At 45.4% G+C, this 20,716-nt stretch carries 18 protein-coding genes, 1 rRNA gene and 1 riboswitch; of the genes, 5 read left to right on the top strand and 14 right to left on the bottom strand.

Annotated features, from left to right (window positions below; all coding sequences use genetic code 11):
• Window positions 1–1,494: ribosomal RNA gene (locus AC6R00_RS05645) — 16S ribosomal RNA — on the bottom strand; the annotation flags it as partial.
• A gap of 553 nt (window positions 1,495–2,047) precedes the next feature.
• Here AC6R00_RS05645 and AC6R00_RS05640 point away from each other — a divergent pair.
• Entirely contained in the window at window positions 2,048–2,497 is a 450-nt protein-coding gene (locus tag AC6R00_RS05640) for an RNA recognition motif domain-containing protein (RefSeq protein ID WP_004745067.1), read from the top strand.
• Here AC6R00_RS05640 and murI read toward each other — a convergent pair.
• The 3 genes from murI to AC6R00_RS05625 are packed head-to-tail and all read right to left on the bottom strand — an operon-like array spanning window position 2,463 to window position 5,975.
• A complete protein-coding gene (murI, locus tag AC6R00_RS05635) occupies window positions 2,463–3,263 on the bottom strand; it encodes a glutamate racemase (protein WP_500639612.1) in 801 nt (266 codons plus the stop codon). The genes AC6R00_RS05640 and murI overlap by 35 nt on opposite strands.
• A 46-nt stretch (window positions 3,264–3,309) precedes the next feature.
• Window positions 3,310–3,981 carry a Dph6-related ATP pyrophosphatase gene (locus AC6R00_RS05630; RefSeq protein ID WP_500639611.1) on the bottom strand — a complete coding sequence of 224 codons (672 nt, stop codon included), beginning with the start codon at window positions 3,979–3,981 and terminating at the stop codon, window positions 3,310–3,312.
• A 50-nt stretch (window positions 3,982–4,031) separates the two neighbouring features.
• On the bottom strand, window positions 4,032–5,975 hold the full coding sequence (locus AC6R00_RS05625; RefSeq protein ID WP_500639610.1) for a TonB-dependent receptor: 1,944 nt from the start codon (window positions 5,973–5,975) through the stop codon (window positions 4,032–4,034).
• A 55-nt stretch (window positions 5,976–6,030) separates the two neighbouring features.
• A riboswitch (cobalamin riboswitch) is annotated at window positions 6,031–6,232 on the bottom strand.
• Between the two features lie 199 nt (window positions 6,233–6,431).
• Between AC6R00_RS05625 and trmA the strand changes: the two genes are divergently transcribed.
• Window positions 6,432–7,541 carry a tRNA (uridine(54)-C5)-methyltransferase TrmA gene (gene trmA, locus AC6R00_RS05620; RefSeq protein ID WP_500639609.1) on the top strand — a complete coding sequence of 370 codons (1,110 nt, stop codon included), beginning with the start codon at window positions 6,432–6,434 and terminating at the stop codon, window positions 7,539–7,541.
• 64 nt (window positions 7,542–7,605) lie between these two features.
• Here the strand turns inward: trmA and AC6R00_RS05615 are convergent, their stop codons facing one another.
• Window positions 7,606–7,995 carry a YijD family membrane protein gene (locus tag AC6R00_RS05615; RefSeq protein WP_500639608.1) on the bottom strand — a complete coding sequence of 130 codons (390 nt, stop codon included), beginning with the start codon at window positions 7,993–7,995 and terminating at the stop codon, window positions 7,606–7,608.
• Complete coding sequence (gene fabR, locus AC6R00_RS05610; protein WP_004745061.1) at window positions 7,995–8,636, bottom strand: HTH-type transcriptional repressor FabR; 642 nt, start codon at window positions 8,634–8,636, stop codon at window positions 7,995–7,997. The genes AC6R00_RS05615 and fabR overlap by 1 nt, the downstream gene beginning before the upstream one ends.
• A 258-nt stretch (window positions 8,637–8,894) precedes the next feature.
• Here fabR and sthA point away from each other — a divergent pair, with 258 nt between their 5' ends.
• Window positions 8,895–10,325, top strand: a complete 1,431-nt coding sequence (gene sthA, locus AC6R00_RS05605) for a Si-specific NAD(P)(+) transhydrogenase (protein WP_071881303.1) — start codon at window positions 8,895–8,897, stop codon at window positions 10,323–10,325.
• A 66-nt stretch (window positions 10,326–10,391) separates the two neighbouring features.
• Here sthA and fghA read toward each other — a convergent pair whose 3' ends face one another.
• From fghA to AC6R00_RS05575, 6 genes are all read right to left on the bottom strand, one after another.
• Window positions 10,392–11,231, bottom strand: a complete 840-nt coding sequence (fghA, locus tag AC6R00_RS05600; RefSeq protein WP_500639607.1) for an S-formylglutathione hydrolase — start codon at window positions 11,229–11,231, stop codon at window positions 10,392–10,394.
• Window positions 11,232–11,306: 75 nt separating this feature from the next.
• Window positions 11,307–12,455 (bottom strand): S-(hydroxymethyl)glutathione dehydrogenase/class III alcohol dehydrogenase, encoded by a 1,149-nt coding sequence (locus AC6R00_RS05595; RefSeq protein ID WP_494506225.1) that lies wholly within the window; start codon window positions 12,453–12,455, stop codon window positions 11,307–11,309.
• A 211-nt stretch (window positions 12,456–12,666) separates the two neighbouring features.
• Window positions 12,667–14,004: an MATE family efflux transporter DinF gene (gene dinF, locus AC6R00_RS05590; protein WP_500639606.1), complete on the bottom strand. Its 1,338-nt coding sequence runs from the start codon at window positions 14,002–14,004 to the stop codon at window positions 12,667–12,669.
• 41 nt (window positions 14,005–14,045) lie between these two features.
• Window positions 14,046–14,858: a class I SAM-dependent methyltransferase gene (locus tag AC6R00_RS05585; protein ID WP_069668093.1), complete on the bottom strand. Its 813-nt coding sequence runs from the start codon at window positions 14,856–14,858 to the stop codon at window positions 14,046–14,048.
• 89 nt (window positions 14,859–14,947) lie between these two features.
• The gene (gene lexA, locus AC6R00_RS05580) at window positions 14,948–15,568 is read right to left on the bottom strand and encodes a transcriptional repressor LexA (RefSeq protein WP_004745055.1); all 621 of its coding nucleotides are present in this window, start codon (window positions 15,566–15,568) and stop codon (window positions 14,948–14,950) included.
• Window positions 15,569–15,677: 109 nt separating this feature from the next.
• On the bottom strand, window positions 15,678–16,040 hold the full coding sequence (locus AC6R00_RS05575; RefSeq protein ID WP_500639605.1) for a diacylglycerol kinase: 363 nt from the start codon (window positions 16,038–16,040) through the stop codon (window positions 15,678–15,680).
• A 204-nt stretch (window positions 16,041–16,244) separates the two neighbouring features.
• On the opposite strand from AC6R00_RS05575, the gene plsB reads away from it, so the two are divergent.
• Complete coding sequence (gene plsB / locus AC6R00_RS05570; protein WP_500639604.1) at window positions 16,245–18,680, top strand: glycerol-3-phosphate 1-O-acyltransferase PlsB; 2,436 nt, start codon at window positions 16,245–16,247, stop codon at window positions 18,678–18,680.
• 46 nt (window positions 18,681–18,726) lie between these two features.
• On the opposite strand, the gene ubiA is transcribed toward plsB, so the two are convergent.
• Together ubiA and AC6R00_RS05560 are read right to left on the bottom strand one after the other, a co-directional pair.
• Complete coding sequence (gene ubiA, locus AC6R00_RS05565; protein WP_004745052.1) at window positions 18,727–19,581, bottom strand: 4-hydroxybenzoate octaprenyltransferase; 855 nt, start codon at window positions 19,579–19,581, stop codon at window positions 18,727–18,729.
• Between the two features lies 1 nt (window position 19,582).
• Window positions 19,583–20,122 (bottom strand): chorismate lyase, encoded by a 540-nt coding sequence (locus tag AC6R00_RS05560; RefSeq protein ID WP_500639603.1) that lies wholly within the window; start codon window positions 20,120–20,122, stop codon window positions 19,583–19,585.
• 165 nt (window positions 20,123–20,287) lie between these two features.
• Here AC6R00_RS05560 and AC6R00_RS05555 point away from each other — a divergent pair, with 165 nt between their 5' ends.
• Window positions 20,288–20,695, top strand: coding sequence for a flagellar basal body-associated protein FliL (locus tag AC6R00_RS05555; protein ID WP_004745050.1), 408 nt, complete (start codon window positions 20,288–20,290; stop codon window positions 20,693–20,695).
• The last annotated feature ends 21 nt before the right edge of the window (window positions 20,696–20,716 follow it).

Genomic DNA, 20,716 nt, shown 5'->3' with positions numbered 1-20,716 from the left:
TCATGAACCACAAAGTGGTGAGCGTCCTCCCGAAGGTTAAACTACCCACTTCTTTTGCAGCCCACTCCCATGGTGTGACGGGCGGTGTGTACAAGGCCCGGGAACGTATTCACCGTGGCATTCTGATCCACGATTACTAGCGATTCCGACTTCACGGAGTCGAGTTGCAGACTCCGATCCGGACTACGACGCACTTTTTGGGATTCGCTCACTTTCGCAAGTTGGCCGCCCTCTGTATGCGCCATTGTAGCACGTGTGTAGCCCTACTCGTAAGGGCCATGATGACTTGACGTCGTCCCCACCTTCCTCCGGTTTATCACCGGCAGTCTCCCTGGAGTTCCCGACATTACTCGCTGGCAAACAAGGATAAGGGTTGCGCTCGTTGCGGGACTTAACCCAACATTTCACAACACGAGCTGACGACAGCCATGCAGCACCTGTCTCAGAGTTCCCGAAGGCACCAATCCATCTCTGGAAAGTTCTCTGGATGTCAAGAGTAGGTAAGGTTCTTCGCGTTGCATCGAATTAAACCACATGCTCCACCGCTTGTGCGGGCCCCCGTCAATTCATTTGAGTTTTAATCTTGCGACCGTACTCCCCAGGCGGTCTACTTAACGCGTTAGCTCCGAAAGCCACGGCTCAAGGCCACAACCTCCAAGTAGACATCGTTTACGGCGTGGACTACCAGGGTATCTAATCCTGTTTGCTCCCCACGCTTTCGCATCTGAGTGTCAGTATCTGTCCAGGGGGCCGCCTTCGCCACCGGTATTCCTTCAGATCTCTACGCATTTCACCGCTACACCTGAAATTCTACCCCCCTCTACAGTACTCTAGTCTGCCAGTTTCAAATGCAATTCCGAGGTTGAGCCCCGGGCTTTCACATCTGACTTAACAAACCACCTGCATGCGCTTTACGCCCAGTAATTCCGATTAACGCTCGCACCCTCCGTATTACCGCGGCTGCTGGCACGGAGTTAGCCGGTGCTTCTTCTGCAGCTAACGTCAAATGATGCCGCTATTAACGACAACACCTTCCTCACTGCTGAAAGTACTTTACAACCCGAAGGCCTTCTTCATACACGCGGCATGGCTGCATCAGGCTTGCGCCCATTGTGCAATATTCCCCACTGCTGCCTCCCGTAGGAGTCTGGACCGTGTCTCAGTTCCAGTGTGGCTGATCATCCTCTCAGACCAGCTAGGGATCGTCGCCTTGGTGAGCCCTTACCTCACCAACTAGCTAATCCCACCTGGGCATATCCTGACGCGAGAGGCCCGAAGGTCCCCCTCTTTGAGCCGAAGCTATTATGCGGTATTAGCCATCGTTTCCAATGGTTATCCCCCACATCAGGGCAATTTCCCAGGCATTACTCACCCGTCCGCCGCTCGACGCCGTTAACGTTCCCCGAAGGTTCAGTTAACTCGTTTCCGCTCGACTTGCATGTGTTAGGCCTGCCGCCAGCGTTCAATCTGAGCCATGATCAAACTCTTCAATTTAAGATTTTGTCGGCTCAATGAATACTGAACATTACATAAAGTAATGTTTGAATTGACTGTGCTGAGTCTTTCGACTCGTTGGTCACTTCGTATCATTGAAACCTAATTTGAAACCGAAGTTTCTAATTGGATTATCATCAACGAGTGCCCACACAGATTGATAGGTCTATATTTTTAAAGAGCTTTTTCTAACTTCCGTTGCGCTCAGCGCCGCGTCGTTAGGGGTGCGTATCTTACGCTTCCCGTTTTGAGAGTCAAGCGTTTTTTCAAACTTTCTTTTCTCTCTTTCCAACTCGGCGTGTGATGTTTGTCTCACTCCGTGTCGGTGAGGCGGCATTATAGGGAGGTCTGAGAGGAAGACAAGTGTTTTTTTGAAATTAATTTCTGTTTGGTTAAAAACAAATCAAAACCCTGAAAATAGAATAAAATTTCAACATTTGAGTCATGTCACACCAATACGTTGGAAAAACTACAACCATATACGTAAGATCCATGTGTCTATTTTGTTAACGGTAGACCTATTTTTTCTTAAACCTAAAAGTTGTATTCCAATATGAGTTCAAACAAATCGACCTTAATGATTGTCGCCTTAGCTGTTTTGGGCGGAATCATCTTTTCGCAGGTAGCAATCTCTCCTGCTTTAAGTTTTGTTCTGGGTGTTTTTGCTTCCGCTTTTATTCTTAAACTTTCCAACACCAATATTGAGCAAGACCAATCAAACGATCCATCAACTAAAACACTTTATGTAGGTAACTTGCCTTATAAGGCCAATGAATCTCACGTGAAAGAGCTGTTTGCCAAACACGGTGAAGTTTTTGCTGTTCGCTTAATGAAAGATAAACGAACAGGTAAAAGACGAGGATTTGGTTTTGTTGTGATGGCCGCTGCGGATGCGCAACCTGCAATAGAGGCACTTAATGAAAAGGATTATATGCAGCGCACATTGAAAGTTCGTATCGCTAACGATCCTAAATCTCAATCGGATAATATTGAACAGGGCTAAAATCAAGTTCATGTAATGCGATATTCAGCGCTCCCTCTTCCCATGGGGGAGCACTTGAGAAAATCTCTCTTGTTCCGCTCCCATCTAACCCTGCACTCACTTTATCTTTCAGCAAGTCCATCACTCGACGAGCAATCGCCTCTCCTGAATCCACCAGCGCCACATTGCCAGACAGCACCTGCTGTATTTCTTGTTTAATCAGGGGGAAATGGGTACAGCCTAATACAGCGACATCAACCTTGTTGTCGATCGGAGTAAGAATTTGCTTTAATTCCACGAGATCGATCGGTTTGCCACGCAGCTTTTCTTCAGCCATATCCACCAAACGAGTAGAACCTAGTAGCTCTACAGGTTTGCTTTGCGAGAAATCACGGATCAAGTCATGGGTATAAGGACGAGTTATCGTCGCCGGAGTGGCAATCAGTCCAACGGCTTTGTTAGCAAGACTCGATGCAGGCTTAATAGCAGGGACCACTCCAACAACGGGAACGGATAGCTTGGCACGCAGCGTGGGTAGAACAATGGTACTGGCAGTATTGCAGGCAATTACAACCAAATCGATTTGATGCTGCTCAACTAAAGAGGAAACCAACGTATTAACACGAGCAATAAGCGTCTCATGCTCTAGCTCACCATAAGGATAAGCGGCATTGTCAAAGATATAGAGGTAATCAAGCTGAGGTAATTTTGCCTGTATCTCTTTATAGACAGACAGACCACCGACACCAGAATCAAAGATTAAGATTTTTGCTTGTTGCTGGGACACTTGATTTGCTCATTACTTTACGACTTGGCAATGATACTCGCTGTGGCTATTTTGGCAAACATTGCGCTTGATAACGTTGATGAGTAAAACGCTCTCCTCGCTCCTGATGAGTTAGCTTTAGCTCAATCCTACCTTTATAGCTGCGAGTCTCTGTTACCAGTGTATGGAACTCTCCATCTTCACCGCAAAGGTCAACACCATTTGGTAAGCTATCGAGGAAGGATTGGCTATACCACTGGCCACAGTAGTCAGGCGTTAATCCATTACCATCTGTTGTCACAACCAAGGTTTTGATCCCTCGTTGTAGAATCTCTTGCGCTAAGTCTTCGCTTCGCTGCCCTAGTAGAGGAAACACACACTTCCACCCTGCAGGCTCGATAAAGCTACGACGATAGGCCTCAATACCATTACAGAACATATCGCCAAACGCGACACCATCAATCGCAAGGCCGCTCTCTTTTAGCGCCTTAATAATCGTCGATTGATAAACTTCATTGGGTGGAAAAGCTTGCGGCATTTCTATCTTGATCAAAGGTAACCCTAACAGCTCTGCCTGCATATCAAGCACAGGAACAGGAGTCGCTTGGAAAGGGACTTCATCTTTGACATAGGTCGTGTATAGACCCACCACTTGATACTCTTCGCTTTCAATCAACCTTTCTAAGGTCAAAGTCGAATCTTTACCGCTCGACCAGCTAATAATGACGTTCTTTTTCATAGTTTGCTTATATAGATAAATAAAAACCGCCCGAAGGCGGTTTGAGGTAATTAAAAGTGGTAAGCACCTGTTAACATTAATTTACGACCATCTCCTGGATAATAAGCTCCCCAGTGATTTGCATTTGCTGCATACTTTTTATCAAATGCATTATCAACACGTAAACTCGCTGACCAAGTATCTTTAGTATAGTTAATCGCAATATTATTCAGCCAGTATGCTGGTAGTTTATCCAAGCTATTTGATGTATCGCCATCTTTATATCTAGTGCCTGTGTACACGCCTTCAACAAAAATCTGCCAATCATAACTAATATCATAAGTGACAAATGCTCGACCTGTATTGCGCGCAACCCAAGGTAGTTGTTTACCTTTATTATCACCGCTAGAAAATTCCGCATTGATTAGACTGTATTCTACACCAAGTAGCAGATCTTCTAGTACGTAAAAATCACCACTTACACTCACTCCATTGCGTTCAGATTCGTCAGCATTCACATTAGCACCGTTAAAGCTGCCACCTATAGGTTTTGGAGCACTGCTATCAAATACAATCTCGTCTTCCAACTGTAGATTAAACACATCAACCTTTACGCTATAATCTGCCTCAGACAGCCCCCAACCCGCTTCAATTGATTTACCCTTTTGAGGTTTAAGCCCCATAACTCCAGGAGACGTGTAAGCTTGCTCATCAATTTTAGCAAACCTAAAGTTCGTCTCTCCTCTTAGGTAAATTCGTTGTGATTCATTAATTTTGTAATTTAAACCCAATTCATAGGCGTCTTGAGATTCAGATAGCTTCTCTGTGCCTGGGTAAGTAGCACGATCATAGAGCTTATCTTCTACAGTGCTGTATCGTGCACCTGTTGTTAGCGTTAACTTCTCAATCAATGGATAATTCAGTTGACCATATACACTGTAGTTACTCTGTTCATTCGATCTATCCGTTGAAGAAGACTTATAAGAATGGTCTTGATCAGCACCTTCAAGACCTAACAAGATGTTGCCTTGACCAACATCGTTAGAGAGTTCTCTCTCTATTTTAAGCGCACCAAATAGCTGCTTACTCTTTTTGGTTGTTGCGCTACCCCAAGCGGAGCCGGAGCCAGACGTATTATCATAGATAACATCAGCCCCAATAACCCAATCACTATTTAGGTTGCGCTTGTATCCTGTACGCAAAGCTTTTGTAATATCATGAGAGTAGTCGGTAGGATTTGGTGAACTTGCTTGCGTAGGGTCTTGATTGTACTGCTCTTCAGTTAGAGAGCCTGCATATTGACGGTTATTATCATAGTAGCTGGCTTCTGCAAAAAACTCAGTGTCATCCTGCATATAGTTTATACGACCTAACAGTACACCCGTTTCACGCTTATTGTGCTCGCGGTAGTTGTCGCTGTTATCTTGGCTTGCACTAAAGAATACACTCCACTGATCGTTGAGCTGCTTAGAAGCATCAAGGCTACCCACAACAGAGTCAAAACTACCCACGCTAACCGAAGCATTACCACCGTCTTGGCGACCACCTTTAGTGATGATGTTAATCACACCACCTACTGCTTGATCACCATAAAGCACACCAGCACTACCCGATAACACTTCTACACGTTCAATTTGAGAAACCAGAATAGAGCTTAACTGTGGAGAAGACAGATCCTGTTTATTCAAACGACGTCCATCAACTAGAATTAAGGTGTTATGAGCAGCTTGCCCGCTAGTAAATCCTCGCAGAGAAAAAACAGGCCCACTATTGGTATCAGAAATCTGAATTCCAGCTCTGGCACGTAACAAAGTATCTAGACTCTTGGCACCACTGGCAGCTATATCATCTGAAGTAATAACAGTAACGTTAGCCGGAATATCTTCAATTGAATTATTGAAATCGCTCTTAGCTAAAACCACCATAGTTTCATCAGAAGATGCTTCTTGGGCATAAGAAAAGGAGGCGTGCGGAAGTAGCGATGCCACAGCAATCGCTAGAATAGATCGGTTCATTTTTATAATCCTAAATCGCGTAAGTCCTACCGAGCATGGAGCGCTTGCTTCCAGTACCACTGCTCAGCTGCTGGCAGGTCTTCGGACTTAAGAGCTCGGCATTGCCACCTACTCACTCGACTTCCCACATAGTCCTCTATGCAGTGTCATTTGAGTTTTCGTTCTCTTTTACCGCTGCGCGTCAGTTCTGGATTTACACCAGATTCCCTTTTCAGCCATCTATACATCTAGAAAGCACCAGCTAGGCGCAGATGTTATTAAGCTATGGATTATTTGTCCAGAGCATAATTGGGATTTATATCTATATGATATAGCGAGTTGCACCGCCAAAGTGCGATTTACACACTATCTTTAAGGCATTGGTAGGACAAGACTGGACATAGCGCTGAGATTGAATAAAATCTGCGCTCTTAAATTAAATACAACCTCGACAGATACCAACCTAAGGCAATAATCATGGCGACTCTTGATGTAAACCCGCAACGCTACCAAGAACAACTGGCTGAGAAGATCGACCGTCTCAATGAGATGTTCGCGCCTTACCAAGTACCTGAGCTGGAAGTATTTGAATCTCCAGAACAACACTACCGTATGCGTGCAGAGTTTCGCGTTTGGCATGAAGGTGAAGACCTTTATTACATCATGTTCAACCAAGAGACTCGCGAGAAGTACCGTGTCGATCAGTTCCCGGCGGCAAGCCGTTTAATTAATGACTTAATGCCATTGCTTGTGGATGCAATGAAAGACAATGACTCATTGCGCCGTAAGCTTTTTCAAGTTGATTTTCTTTCGACGCTAAGCGGAGAAATCTTAGTGTCGCTGCTTTACCATCGTCAGCTTGATGAGGAATGGACTGACAATGCGAAAGCGCTAAAACAACGTTTGAATGATGAAGGCTTTAACCTCAACATCATCGGTCGCGCACGCAAGATGAAGATTGTTCTCGATCGTGACTACGTGATTGAAAAGCTCGATGTTAACGGTAAGCCATACATTTACCAGCAAGTAGAAAACAGCTTTACCCAACCAAATGGTAAGGTTGCAGAGAAGATGCTGGAGTGGGCAGTAGATTGTACTCAAGACAGCCCGGGTGACCTACTTGAGCTTTATTGTGGTAACGGAAACTTCTCGCTTGCTCTGGCGCAAAACTTTGATCGCGTACTCGCAACAGAGCTAGCTAAACCTTCCGTTGTTTCTGCGCAATACAATATCGCAGCCAACAAGATTGATAACGTGCAGATCCTACGCCTTTCAGCAGAAGAGTTTACTGAAGCTATTGAAGGCAAGCGCGAGTTCCGTCGTCTGCAGGATGCGGGTGTCGACCTTAAGAGCTACAACTGCAATACCATTTTCGTTGATCCACCACGTGCAGGTATGGATATCGATACCTGTAAGATGGTGCAAGGCTACGAGCGTATTATGTACATTTCGTGCAACCCAGAGACACTGAAAGAAAACTTAGATGTGCTGTGCGAGACTCACAAAGTGACGCGCTTTGCTCTATTCGATCAGTTCCCATACACCCACCATATGGAAGCAGGCGTACTACTGGAACGCAAAGTTTAACCATTTAGAACAAATAAAAACGAGCCATTAGGCTCGTTTTTTGTATCCATTAACTAAGCTGACATTACGACTCAGCTTTTGGTTTCGCTGGAGCTGTTAAGAAGCCGAGCTTTTTCGCTACCCAAAGCAGCAAACCAAGCGTAATAAAGATTGCTAGCATGTTAGAGCCCGAGTCTGGGTACTGAGCTTTAACAAATGCTGAGTGACCAAATGCACCGACGAAGAAACACGCCAGACCCACTAACGGGATATCTTCAGATACAGGGTTACTTAAGTACTCTCGGTAAAGTGCTTGCACTGACAGCACAAGCGCAATCAGTGGAAAAATTGAGAAAGGCACATCACTCATGGTTAGCCATGACAACATAGCATCACCACACATACCCGCAATTAGAGCCAGTACCAGTGTTTTCTTCTCAGAACCATGATTAACTTGGTTTGTTTCATTCGACATTAATCTATCCCACCTTTTAATCGGTTACGTTCACGTTCTTTGCGATACCAGAAAGCCCCTTTGGCTATCATTCGCAATTGCATAATTAGACGTTCGGCAAGTTCATCGCGTTCACGTCGATTTAAATCTAAAGCTTCCGCGCCAGAGCTGAATACCAATGTGACCGACGCCTCTGCTTGCGTGAAAGCTTCATCTCGGGCCATACCAGTACTGATCAGGTATTCTGTCATCTCGGCGACAAAGTGTTGCATCTCACGAGCAACGGCTGTACGAAATTCAAATGAGGTTCCCGAACGTTCACGTAATAATAGTCGGAAAACGTTGGGGCTACTTTCGATAAACTCCATAAAGGTCTCGACCGAAGTGCGGATCACACTGCCCTCCTTGACAATGCGTTGGCGAGCTTGACGCATTAGCTGACGCAGCAACAAGCCCCCTTCATCAACCATGGTCAAACCTAGCTCATCCATATCTTTAAAGTGACGATAGAATGAAGTTGGAGCGATACCCGCCTCTCGTGCGACTTCACGCAAGCTCAGGTTGGAAAAGCTTCGGTCAGCACTTAACTGACTGAATGCAGCGTCAATCAAAGAGCGACGCGTTTTCTCTTTCTGCTGAGCACGGATTCCCATGGATTTCATAGTTATTTTTCTATTTTTCTAACTTCGATAGCCATTAATATACAACGATTGCCTTAAGGAGATAAGCCATAATCTTGTGCTTTGCTGACCGAGTGGCAATTAAACCGAGTTGAGTTGAGAATTCAATCTTTTCCACCCTAATAAGAGACATACGACATACCCTTTAATCTATTTGCTTGATTCTCCGTGATCTCGCCGACTGTCTAGTATGCTTTAGGTGTACGCCCTAACGGAATCAGTTAAAATCTCGCTAAAGCAATGTTAAGAATCTATAACAAGGAAGAAACTATGGCCCAGAGCAACCACTTTGATGTAATCGTTATTGGTAGTGGCCCCGGAGGCGAAGGGGCAGCGATGGGATTAACCAAAGCGGGCTTAAATGTTGCCATTGTAGAAAAGGAAAGTAGTGTCGGTGGTGGCTGTACTCACTGGGGTACCATCCCTTCAAAGGCTTTACGTCATGCAGTAAGCCGAATCATTGAGTTCAATAACAACCCTCTGTTTTGTCACAACAACACTAGCCTACATTCGACGTTTTCCAACATTCTCGGTCATGCCAAATCGGTGATCGATAAGCAGACGAGACTTCGTCAAGGCTTCTATGATCGTAACCAGTGCTCGTTAATTTTTGGTACGGCTCGCTTTATCGATAAATATACCATTGCCGTGATGCAAAGTGATGGCACAGAAGAGACCTACAGCGCCGATCGTTTTGTTATCGCGACGGGCTCTCGCCCATACCAACCAGACAATGTCGACTTTATGCACGAACGTATTTATGACAGTGACTCGATTCTGAGTCTTAAGCACGACCCTCGTCATATCATCATTTACGGTGCAGGTGTTATCGGCTGTGAGTATGCATCAATTTTCCGTGGTTTAGGTGTCAAAACAGACCTAATCAATACCCGAGATCGCCTGCTTGCCTTCTTAGATAATGAAGTTTCAGATGCTTTGTCTTACCACTTCTGGAACAGTGGCGTTGTGATTCGCAACGATGAAACGTTTGAGAAAATTGAAGGAACAGAAGATGGTGTCATTGTTCATCTTGAATCCGGTAAGAAAATGCGTGCCGACTGTATCCTTTACGCCAATGGCCGTACAGGTAACACAGACAAGCTTAACCTCACTGCGGTTGGATTAGAGGCAGACTCTCGCGGACAGCTAAAGGTCGATGGTAACTATCAAACCGAAGTTGAACATGTTTATGCTGTTGGTGACGTGATTGGCTACCCAAGCCTAGCAAGTGCCGCTTACGACCAAGGGCGTTTTGTTGCACAGGCGATCACCAAAGGCAAAGCAGACGGCAACCTTATTGAAGATATTCCAACGGGCATCTACACCATTCCAGAGATCAGTTCTGTGGGTAAAACAGAGCAAGAGTTAACAGCCGCAAAAGTGCCGTATGAAGTTGGGCGCTCTTCTTTCAAACACTTAGCTCGCGCTCAAATCGCGGGGAAAGATATTGGTAGTTTGAAGATTCTTTTCCACCGCGAAACGAAAGAGATCCTTGGTATTCATTGTTTTGGTGAGCGCGCAGCGGAAATCATCCACATCGGCCAAGCCATTATGGAACAGAAAGGGGAAGCGAATACCATCGAGTATTTCGTCAACACCACTTTCAACTACCCAACTATGGCCGAGGCTTATCGCGTAGCAGCACTTAATGGTCTTAACCGTTTGTTTTAAATAAGCCACCAGCTAAATATAGCAAAGCCGCAACTCAATTAAGTTGCGGCTTTTTAGTTTCATCAATTATTGATTCAGGTACGTGGCATGAAACTCAAGATGCTGATCAATAAAGCTCGAAATGAAATAGTAGCTGTGGTCATAACCTGACTGCATTCTAACTTCAACGTCAGAGTCATGGGTTTGCGCTGCGGCAATCAATGCTTGTGGCTTTAGTTGCTCAACCAGAAAGTTATCCGCATCGCCTTGGTCGACTAAAATCGGCAGCTTTGCTTGCGCCTGCTTTAATAACTCACTGGCGTCATACTCTCGCCAAGCCTCAAAGTCATTACCTAGGTAGGAATTAAACGCTTTTTGCCCCCAAGGACACTGCATAGGATTAGTGATCGGACTAAAGGCAGAAATCGAACGATACTGCTGCGAATTTTTCAGCCCTATAGTCAGCGCGCCGTGTCCGCCCATACTATGCCCTGCAATAGACTTAATCGACGAAACTGGGAAGTTAGCTTCAATCAAAGATGGCAGCTCTTGAGTGACATAGTCATACATATGATAGTGACGAGACCAAGGTTCTTGGACTGCATTAAGATAAAACCCCGCCCCCTGTCCTAGATCGTAACCTTCATCATCTGCGACATCTTCACCTCTAGGGCTAGTATCTGGCGCAACGATGGCAATACCTAATTCAGCAGCCCGGCGAAACGCCCCTGCCTTTTGCATAAAGTTTTCGTCGGTGCAAGTTAGGCCAGATAACCAGTATAGCACAGGAACGGGTTTGGCTTTGGTTGCGTTAGGTGGCAAAAAGATTGCGAAACGCATGTTGCAGTTTAGAACGTCAGAGTCATGCATGTACTGTTTGTGCCAACCACCAAATACTTTGGCTTGGCTTACGTTTTCAATGGTCATAACCACCCCAGATTAAAAATTCAGAAGACAACAACGCCCTTGTATCAGGGCGTTGTGTTTATCTATTTAGCTCAATTACTTATCCATATGAAGAACGGTACGGATTGATTCACCTTTGTGCATCAACTCAAACGCTTCATTTACGTCTTGCAGACCCATGGTATGAGTAATGAATTCTTGTAGACCGAACTCACCTGCCATGTAGCGATTTACGATTTCTGGAAGCTCAGAACGACCTTTAACACCACCGAAAGCGCTACCACGCCATACACGACCAGTTACGAGTTGGAATGGACGGGTTGAGATCTCTTGGCCTGCGCCGGCAACACCAATAATCACTGATTCACCCCAACCTTTATGACAACACTCAAGTGCTTGACGCATCACATTAACGTTACCGATACACTCAAATGAGTAATCTACGCCGCCGTCTGTCATTTCAACGATAACCTCTTGGATTGGCTTATCGAATTTCTGTGGGTTAATAACATCTGTAGCCCCCAGTTGTTTGGCTAGGTCAAATTTACTCTCGTTGATATCAATACCGATTATACGGCTTGCACCCGCCATACGCGCACCAATAATGGCAGATAGGCCGATACCACCTAGACCAAATACCGCAACGGTGTCGCCTTGTTCTACTTTTGCCGTGTTAAGCACTGCGCCCATGCCTGTTGTCACACCACAACCTAGAAGACAAACTTCTTCAAGCGGAGCTTCTTTATTTACTTTAGCTAGTGAGATCTCTGGAAGAACCGTGTACTCAGAGAAAGTAGAACAGCCCATGTAGTGGAAGATGGTCTCACCGTTAATAGAAAAGCGGCTTGTGCCGTCTGGCATTAGACCTTTACCTTGGGTTTCGCGAACGGCCTGACATAGGTTAGTTTTACCCGACTTACAGAACTTACATTCGCCACATTCTGCCGTATAAAGTGGGATCACGTGATCGCCAACTTCAACGCTAGTGACACCTTCGCCAACCATTTCAACGATACCGCCACCTTCATGACCCAGAATTGAAGGGAAGATACCTTCTGGGTCATCGCCAGATAGGGTGAATGCGTCAGTGTGACAAACACCAGTAGCTACGATGCGTACTAGCACTTCTCCTGCTTTAGGAAGTTGTACATCAACTTCTTCCATTTTCAGCGGTTCACCAGCAGCCCACGCCACCATTGCTTTTGATTTAATGTGAGTTTGACCAGGATTGATTTCAAGCGCCATTGGATGCTTCCTTTATATTTTATGTATATAGGGACGTCATAAGCGTAGTTGAGGAACTCACACTGCGCTGCGTCGTTTTGTTGCTGAGTATTTTAGGCACTAATAGAGATTTGATAATCCCATCATTTTGAAAATCATTTTTACGCATGCGTAATAATGTTAATAAAGATAGAAAAAAGCCGAGTACGGAGACTCGGCTGGTATCTTTTACTTAGGCGAGAAAAGTGTTTCTCCGCCACTGGAGGGTTAAGATTATCGCTAGGGTTAACCCGCGCATGGCCATGAAACTCAACATTGCTAGCCACAGAGCGTGATTACCTAAATCCATCGATAAGTAGAAAATCGCAAAAAAAGCACAGGTTGATAAGAACATGCTGTTACGCATCTCTTTACCTTTTGTTGCACCAACGAAGATGCCATCGAATAAAAAGCACCACATCGACACTAGCGGCATGGCAATCAACCAAGGCAAATACTCCATCGCCAATGCATGAACTGCCTCAATATCAGTGATCAATCCGATCAGATTCGATCCCATCAGACCAAATGCTAAGGTCAGTAATCCACAAATGACCAAGCTCCAGAAAAAAGTACCAATCAGCGATTGATTGAGCTGCTCTCGGTCTTTCGCGCCAATGGCTTTACCGACCATGGCTTCCATCGCGTAAGCGAATCCATCCATGCCGTAAGAAATCATCATCAGAAAGCTCATCAGCACAGCATTCGCAGCAACGATTTCGTCGCCGAAACTCGCTCCTTGAAAGGTCATAAAGGTAAATGTGGCTTGCAAGCAAAGTGAACGTAGAAAGATATCTCGATTGAGCTTAACAAAGCGACTCAATCCGTTGGTGGTGTCTTTAATCAAGTTCAACACTGACGGTAGGCTATCCCGGGTCCATTTACGCCATACGCAAATAAGACCAAAGCTCATTCCGGTGTAATCAGCAATCACAGAAGCCAATGCCGCGCCCTCGACTTTCCAACCTAATCCGAGCACAAATAGTACGTCGAGAACGATGTTGGTCACGTTAGCGATGATCACCATCCACATCGGTGCTTTGGCGTTTTGCGTACCTAATAACCAACCGAGCAAGACGAAATTAGCCAAGGCGGCAGGCGCACTCCAAGCTCGGATAGCGAAGTACTGCGCGCCATAGTGCTTTACCTGTTCACTGGCGTCACTAAAGCTAAATACCAACTGCGCAATAGATTGATGGAAGAGAAGAAAAACGGCAGCAAAACCAAGCGCCATTGTCATGCCTTGGGTGAAGACCAACCCAAGTTGATGTTTGCTCTCTGCGCCATAAGATTGGGCAGCAAGCCCAGTGGTCGACATACGCAAAAAGCCTAGCAGCCAAAATGTCACGCTGATCATAGTACTGCCCAACGCAACACCGCCGAGATACCACGCATGTTCGAGGTGACCGATGACTGCTGCATCCACCAGTCCAAGTAATGGCACTGTGATGTTGGAAAGCACCATAGGAATAGCAAGCAACAAGACTTGCTTATGCACGGTGCGGTTAGAAAGGGTTTGAAGAATTTGCACGTTGTCACTCTGACTAGAATTGAGTGACAAGTGTAACGAGATTACCAGCGAAGCTGAACCAATACCGGCGTTAATCTTTGCTTTAAAAAGTTCATCTTAGTCAGCCAGCGTTGCCATAGTTTCCAGCGACCACAATCGCGATCAAGCGGAGAATAGGTTTTCGCCCAGCGTGCCCAAGGCAAATAGCCTAACATAGCATCGCCCGGTGCGCTGTACCCGTGAGCATATTGCCCCGCGCCCATTTTCTGCCCTAGCTTGGAATGGCTGAGATCGCCTGCTAATACAACGCAAGCTCGTGCTGAGTCAAAGTGGCAACCTAGCGCTTGAATGAATTTGGCCACTTGCTGCTGACTACAATCAAGCAAAGCGTGTTCACACACTATCATCACAGGCGTTTTTTCTGGAATAGGTAACTGCTCTAACCAACTGACATCATCAACGCTACCGCAAACATGGTGATAACGCTCACTACTGTGAAACAGTTTCTGACGCCAGAGCAAATTTTCTGTCACATCGAGCTCTAACCAGTTGCATCGGCCGTTATCAACACGATAAAAACGCGTATCCAACCCTGCACCAACATTGACGATCCAACCATCTGGATTACGTTTGATAAAAGCAGAAACCTGCTGATCGCACAGCTGAGTAAGCGTAACGTGAAGGAGTTGTTTTTGGTCAATATCACCAGAAAGACATTCTGGTGCTAAATGGCAGCGCTGACAGGCACGCGCTGCAATCGGGTCGTAGACTAATCCATTATCAACTAAACTTTCTCGGCTACGAAGCCATAATGGTTGCAATAAATTAGCAGGGATTTGATAGCGATGTTTAGCTGATGTGTGATCGACGGCCATTATCATCTTCCTTCCGTAGCCAGAGCAAAGATGATAATGAATATCAGTTACAAAATCAACAAGTGAGAATGAATCTCAAACAGAGTCGGTTACATCCAATCTGTGTTGCGAATAATGCCTACCGCTAGACCTTCAATCGCTAGGTGCTGACTAGTCAGATCCACTTTAATTGGCTCAAACTCTTCGTTCTCAGCATGAAGCAGTACTGTCGAACCTTTACGCTCTAGACGTTTAACCGTTACGTCATCGTCAACACGTGCAACGACAACCTGACCATCACGTACATCTTGAGTTTTATGCACTGCAAGCAAGTCGCCATCCATAATACCGATGTCTTTCATACTTTCGCCATTTACACGCAGTAAGAAGTCAGCTTGAGGCTTGAACATACCCGGGTCAACTTGGTAATGAGTCTCGACATGCTCCTGAGCAAGGATTGGCTCACCCGCCGCAACTTGGCCGATAAGAGGCAGTCCTTCATCATCATTGGCAGCATCTTCAAGTAGAATACGGATTCCACGAGAGGCACCAGGAATAATTTCAATCGCTTGCTTACGTGCAAGGGCTTTAAGGTGTTCTTCAGCAGCATTTGCTGAACGGAAGCCAAGTTCGCGTGCAATCTCAGCACGTGTTGGTGGCATACCAGTATCTTCGATTTTGCTTTTGATCAGATCAAAAACTTGTTGTTGGCGGGGCGTTAACGGCTTCATAAGTCACCTGTCTTTTTATACAGTTAACTGTGAGTATATCCAGTAATTGTTCAAATGAAAAGCCAATTGCTTGTTTTTTAGCGAGTTAGCAATTTACACATCGATCGCGTTAAAAAAACAGGATCTCTAGCCAGATATAACCGGTTAATAGCATGGTCACCATTACAGCAGCCGAGCCAATATCTTTCGCCCGTCCGGCAAGTTCGTGGTGCTCCGTTCCAACTCGGTCAACGACCGCTTCAATCGCACTATTAAACAGTTCAGCGATCAATACCAACACTACTGTCGCGATCAGCAATATTCTCTCCCACTGACTGTCACCAATAAATAAAGCCGCCGGAATCATGAGCGCGGCTAACACGACTTCTTCTTGAAAGGCCGGCTCGTGTTTAAATGCAGCCTTGATACCTTGGCAGGAGTACTGCGTTGCGTTTTTAATCCGTTTAAATCCGTGGAGTGTTTTGTCTGGCAAGTTAATTTCTCTTTATTAATTATCTCGATAGCTTGATGACTTAAAAATTGACGTTTTCCTAATCAATAATAAGTAAAAGGTTCGACCAGTTTCTGTTATCCTTGCCCGCTATAAAAATACACGCTTGGACGCATTCCCAGTTCTATAGTTAGAGAAATGGAAATGTGCTTATGCAAACCATCTATTTTTGAGGCTAAGAACCTTATGTCTTCTGGACGAATGTTATCGCGCACCTTACTAAAACTGCCTATGTCAGTGTTAGTTAAAGGGACCACAATTCCTTCAAATCCTATTGAAGATCATAGTATTGATGTAAACAAGCCTATTATTTACGCTCTGCCATATCGCTCAGCTGTTGATCTCCTCGCGCTGCAAAAACAAGTCATTGCACTTGGTTTACCCGACCCGCTAGAGCCAGTCGAAATCAACGGCAAAGCATTTAACCGCTACGTATTTACCTCTGCTCGCCAAACCGTAATGGACAGCGATCAAGATGTACCTAGCACATCAGTGACGCTTTTCTCTGATCTGCTTGAACTGCACAAGTTTGATTCAGAACTCGATGTGCAAATGATCCCTGCAACGGTCCTTTGGGGACGTAAGCCAGGTAAAGAATCGCAGCAAAAACCCTACCTACAGTCTTTAAACGGTCCACAAAAAGCCAAAGCTGTTTTGCTCTCTGGTCGTGACTGCTTAGTGCGTATTAGCCCTGTGGTTTCTTTGCGTTACATGGCGGATTCACATGGCACAGATGCTTCAATTGCTCATAAGTTGGCGCGCGTGGCACGTATCCACTTTTCTCGTCAGAAACTAGCTGCTTCAGGGCCTAACTTGCCAAGTCGACAAGCACTATTTAATCGTCTGATGAAATCAAAAGCGATTGAAAAAGTTATCGAAGACGAAGCAAAGTCTAAAGGTGTACCAATTGAGAAAGTGCGCAAAGAAGCGCATGCCATCATGGATGAGATTGCCGCAAACTTCTCTTACTCCTTGATAAAAAATGGCGAACGCCTACTCGGCTGGTTGTGGAATCGTATTTACCAAGGCTTGAACATCACCAATGCCGCTACGGTACGTAAACTTGCGCAAGATGGTCACGAGATCGTCTACGTGCCTTGTCACCGCAGCCATATGGACTATTTGCTGCTTTCTTACGTGCTTTACCGAGAAGGCATGGTTCCTCCACACATTGCGGCAGGTATTAACCTTAACTTCTTCCCTGCGGGACCTATCTTCCGCCGTGGTGGCGCGTTCTTTATTCGCCGTAGCTTTAAAGGCAATAAACTGTACTCGACTATCTTCCGTGAGTACCTAGCAGAGCTGTTTGCTAAAGGCTACTCAGTAGAGTACTTCAGTGAAGGCGGACGTTCGCGCACCGGCCGCTTACTACAAGCGAAAACAGGCATGCTGGCTATGACAGTCCAAGCTATGCTACGTGGTCTAAATCGCCCAGTGACACTGGTTCCGGTTTACATCGGCTATGAGCATGTTATGGAGGTAGGGACTTACGCTAAAGAACTACGTGGTAAGCGCAAAGAAAAAGAAAATGCCGGCCTAGTGCTGCGCACGATTCGCAAGCTACGCAACTTTGGCCAAGGGTACGTTAACTTCGGTGAGCCAATTCCGCTTAACCAATATCTGAACGAGCATGCGCCGGAGTGGACTAAAGATATCGACCCTATGGGTGCAACCAAACCTCAGTGGCTCAACCCAGTTGTGAATGGTTTAGCCACCAAGATGATGACACACATTAACGATGCGGCTGCGACTAACGCACTCACATTATGTGCAACCGCCCTACTCGCTTCACGCCAACGTGCACTGTCCCGCGATAGCTTAGTCAATCAGATCGATTGTTACTTATCGATCCTTAAGAATGTGCCTTACTCTTCAACCTACACGGTGCCTGAAGATGATGCCCAAGCGTTAGTTAAACATGCCGAGACACTGGATAAGTTCCTTATCGAGACAGACAGCATGGGTGAAATCGTGTCGCTGGATCGCAATCAGTCGATTCTGATGACCTACTACCGCAACAACATCATCCATTTATTGGCGCTGCCGTCGTTAATCGCTCAAATGTTGGTTCGCCATCAGCACTTGTCATTAGAGCAGATCAAGCAAAATGTGGCTCTCGTTTATCCATTCTTAAAACAAGAGCTGTTCTTAAGTATTGAGGAAGGGAAGCTCGGTGAACTGACTGAGGCGTACATCGAAGAGATCGCTCACCAAGGATTAGTGACCATCGATAGCGAGCAAAATGTGGCGATTAACCAAGCGAACAACCAAGTCTTAGTTCTGCTTGGTCGCACCATTACCGAAACACTGCAACGCTATGCGATTGCACTTAACCTGTTAGTGGCAAACCCAGAGCTGGGTAAAGCCGACTTAGAGCTTAAGAGCCAAGATATCGCGCAACGCTTAGGTCGTTTACATGGCATTAATGCCCCAGAGTTCTTTGATAAGGGCGTTTTCTCTGCACTGTTTACGACATTGAAACAACAAGCTTACCTCGACAATGACGGTAACTGCGATAGTGACAAGAGCACAGAATTAGCCAACCTGCTTTACTCTATGCTCTACCCAGAAGTTCGCCTAACCATCAAAGAAAGTATCTGTCAGGCGACAGGGACTAAATAGAACCAATTAAGTACGAAAAAGGGCATCCAGTGGATGCCCTTTTTGTTTACCAGAAAGCAATAAACAAGCCTATGGTGACAATCATGCCGACATAGTTGTTATTGAGAAATGCCTTGAAGCACAAGTCTCGCTCTCGATGTCGGATAAGATGCTGCTGAAACACAAATAAAGCGCCAGCAATCAGCAAGCTCCAGTAGTAGCTTGCACCAAGCTCAAACCAAATCCCGACGTACATCAACATGGCAAGAGTGGCGAGCTGCAAGACACCAATCACCATTTTATCTAACCGACCAAACAAGATTGCCGTCGATTTAATGCCAATTTTCAGGTCATCATCCCTATCTACCATGGCATATTGGGTGTCGTAGGCGATAGTCCATAGGGCATTAATAGTAAAGATAAACCATGTCATCATGGTGACTTCGTTCGCCTCGGCAGCCCAAGCCATAGGAATTGACCAACTAAAAGCGAGACCAAGAAACAGCTGTGGCAGATGAGTATAGCGCTTCATAAATGGGTAAATGAACGCGAGGAAGATGCCAACAAATGAGAGCTGAATGGTTAACGCATTCATACTCAGCACAAGTAGGAACGAACTGATCGCTAAGACTAAAAACAGCCCGATAGCTTCTTTAGAGGTCACTCTTCCTGATGGTAACGGGCGTAGCTTAGTGCGCTTTACATGACCATCAACTTTACGGTCGGCAAAATCATTGATTACGCATCCAGCCGCTCGCATAAAGATAACGCCAAGAACAAAAACAAATAAAACTTTTAAACTCGGTACACCCTCAGCTGCAATAATCAACGCCCATAATGTCGGCCAAAGCAATAATAAGGTCCCAATCGGCTTATCCATACGCATTAACTGCCAGTAAGCGACTGCTTTATCTGCCGTCATTTTAAACGCTCTCCTTTGCATAAATTGGCGCGGTCGGCAGAAAAAGCTCTGCCACTAACATAGGTTTACGATTCATCCATAGTCGAGAACGACGCGCAAGCAGCTGCTTGCCATCCAACTCAACCAGACCAACTTGCAAAGCATCGCGTTTAACATCATTGGCACTGAACACCGTCAAGCCTAACGGTATTTCACCTTGGCGAGCTAAATCATACTCTTGGCCTTGCATTGAAGAATGCGGAATTAAGGTTCGACCCAATACCCACGGCTCTCCATCTCCTTTCAGCACCACCTTTCTCAACAAGCATTCTTCTAGTGCCAGCAGTTCTATTTCCTGCGTATTTAGCTTTTCAGCTCGAATCACTTTATTATGCAGAAGGTCGACACTTAACGTTTGGCAATAAGACTCTAATAAACGTGACAACGAGCCCTGTTCTAGCAGCCATTTTTTTGCACTTTGCGTAGGAAAGCTAAAATGCTCTGGTTGTTGCCATTCAACTTGGCGAAGAGCAGATAAATAAAGCGCAGTTGGTTGATTCATACTAATATTCAATAAGTAGCCTTATCAGCGTACAATAAAGCTTCAATCTCAAAAGTTAACCACTACAATGAGTGCTTAACGCATTTTTATTACAAATAGATGCTCTATTGTAACAAGACTCAGGCGATTCGAGTATCGTGATTGGAAGAAAGAAAAGTTATAAATATGATTAAACGTTACCTAGCCCAAATATTTATCGCTTTGGGTTTACTTATCAGCCTACCTGTTTTAGCCGAAGAAGAAGGTGCTCCGAAACTTGCCTACTTTACGCTAGAGCCAGATCTCACCACCAACTTCTATACCAAAGGCAAGAAACTTGGCTATATCCAAGTTCGAATCGATATTATGGTTGCTAATGAAGCGGACCTTGGCGTGATCGAACTGCACCAGCCATTAATTCGCGACGCTGTGATTGAACTGCTTGGTAAACAGTCAGAAGATACCATTACCTCCCTGGCGGGGCGTGAAGATTTACGTAAGACCTTAGTTGAGCAGCTCAACGCGACGCTGTTACCCGAAACAGGCAAAACCATTATCGCTGACTTACTGTTTACCAAATACTTGTATCAGTAATGTGTACTAGCTAATCAAACG

This window comes from Vibrio sp. R10-SF1-ISO8, from assembly GCF_059833805.1.
This window is presented reverse-complemented; position numbering and strand designations above follow the sequence as displayed.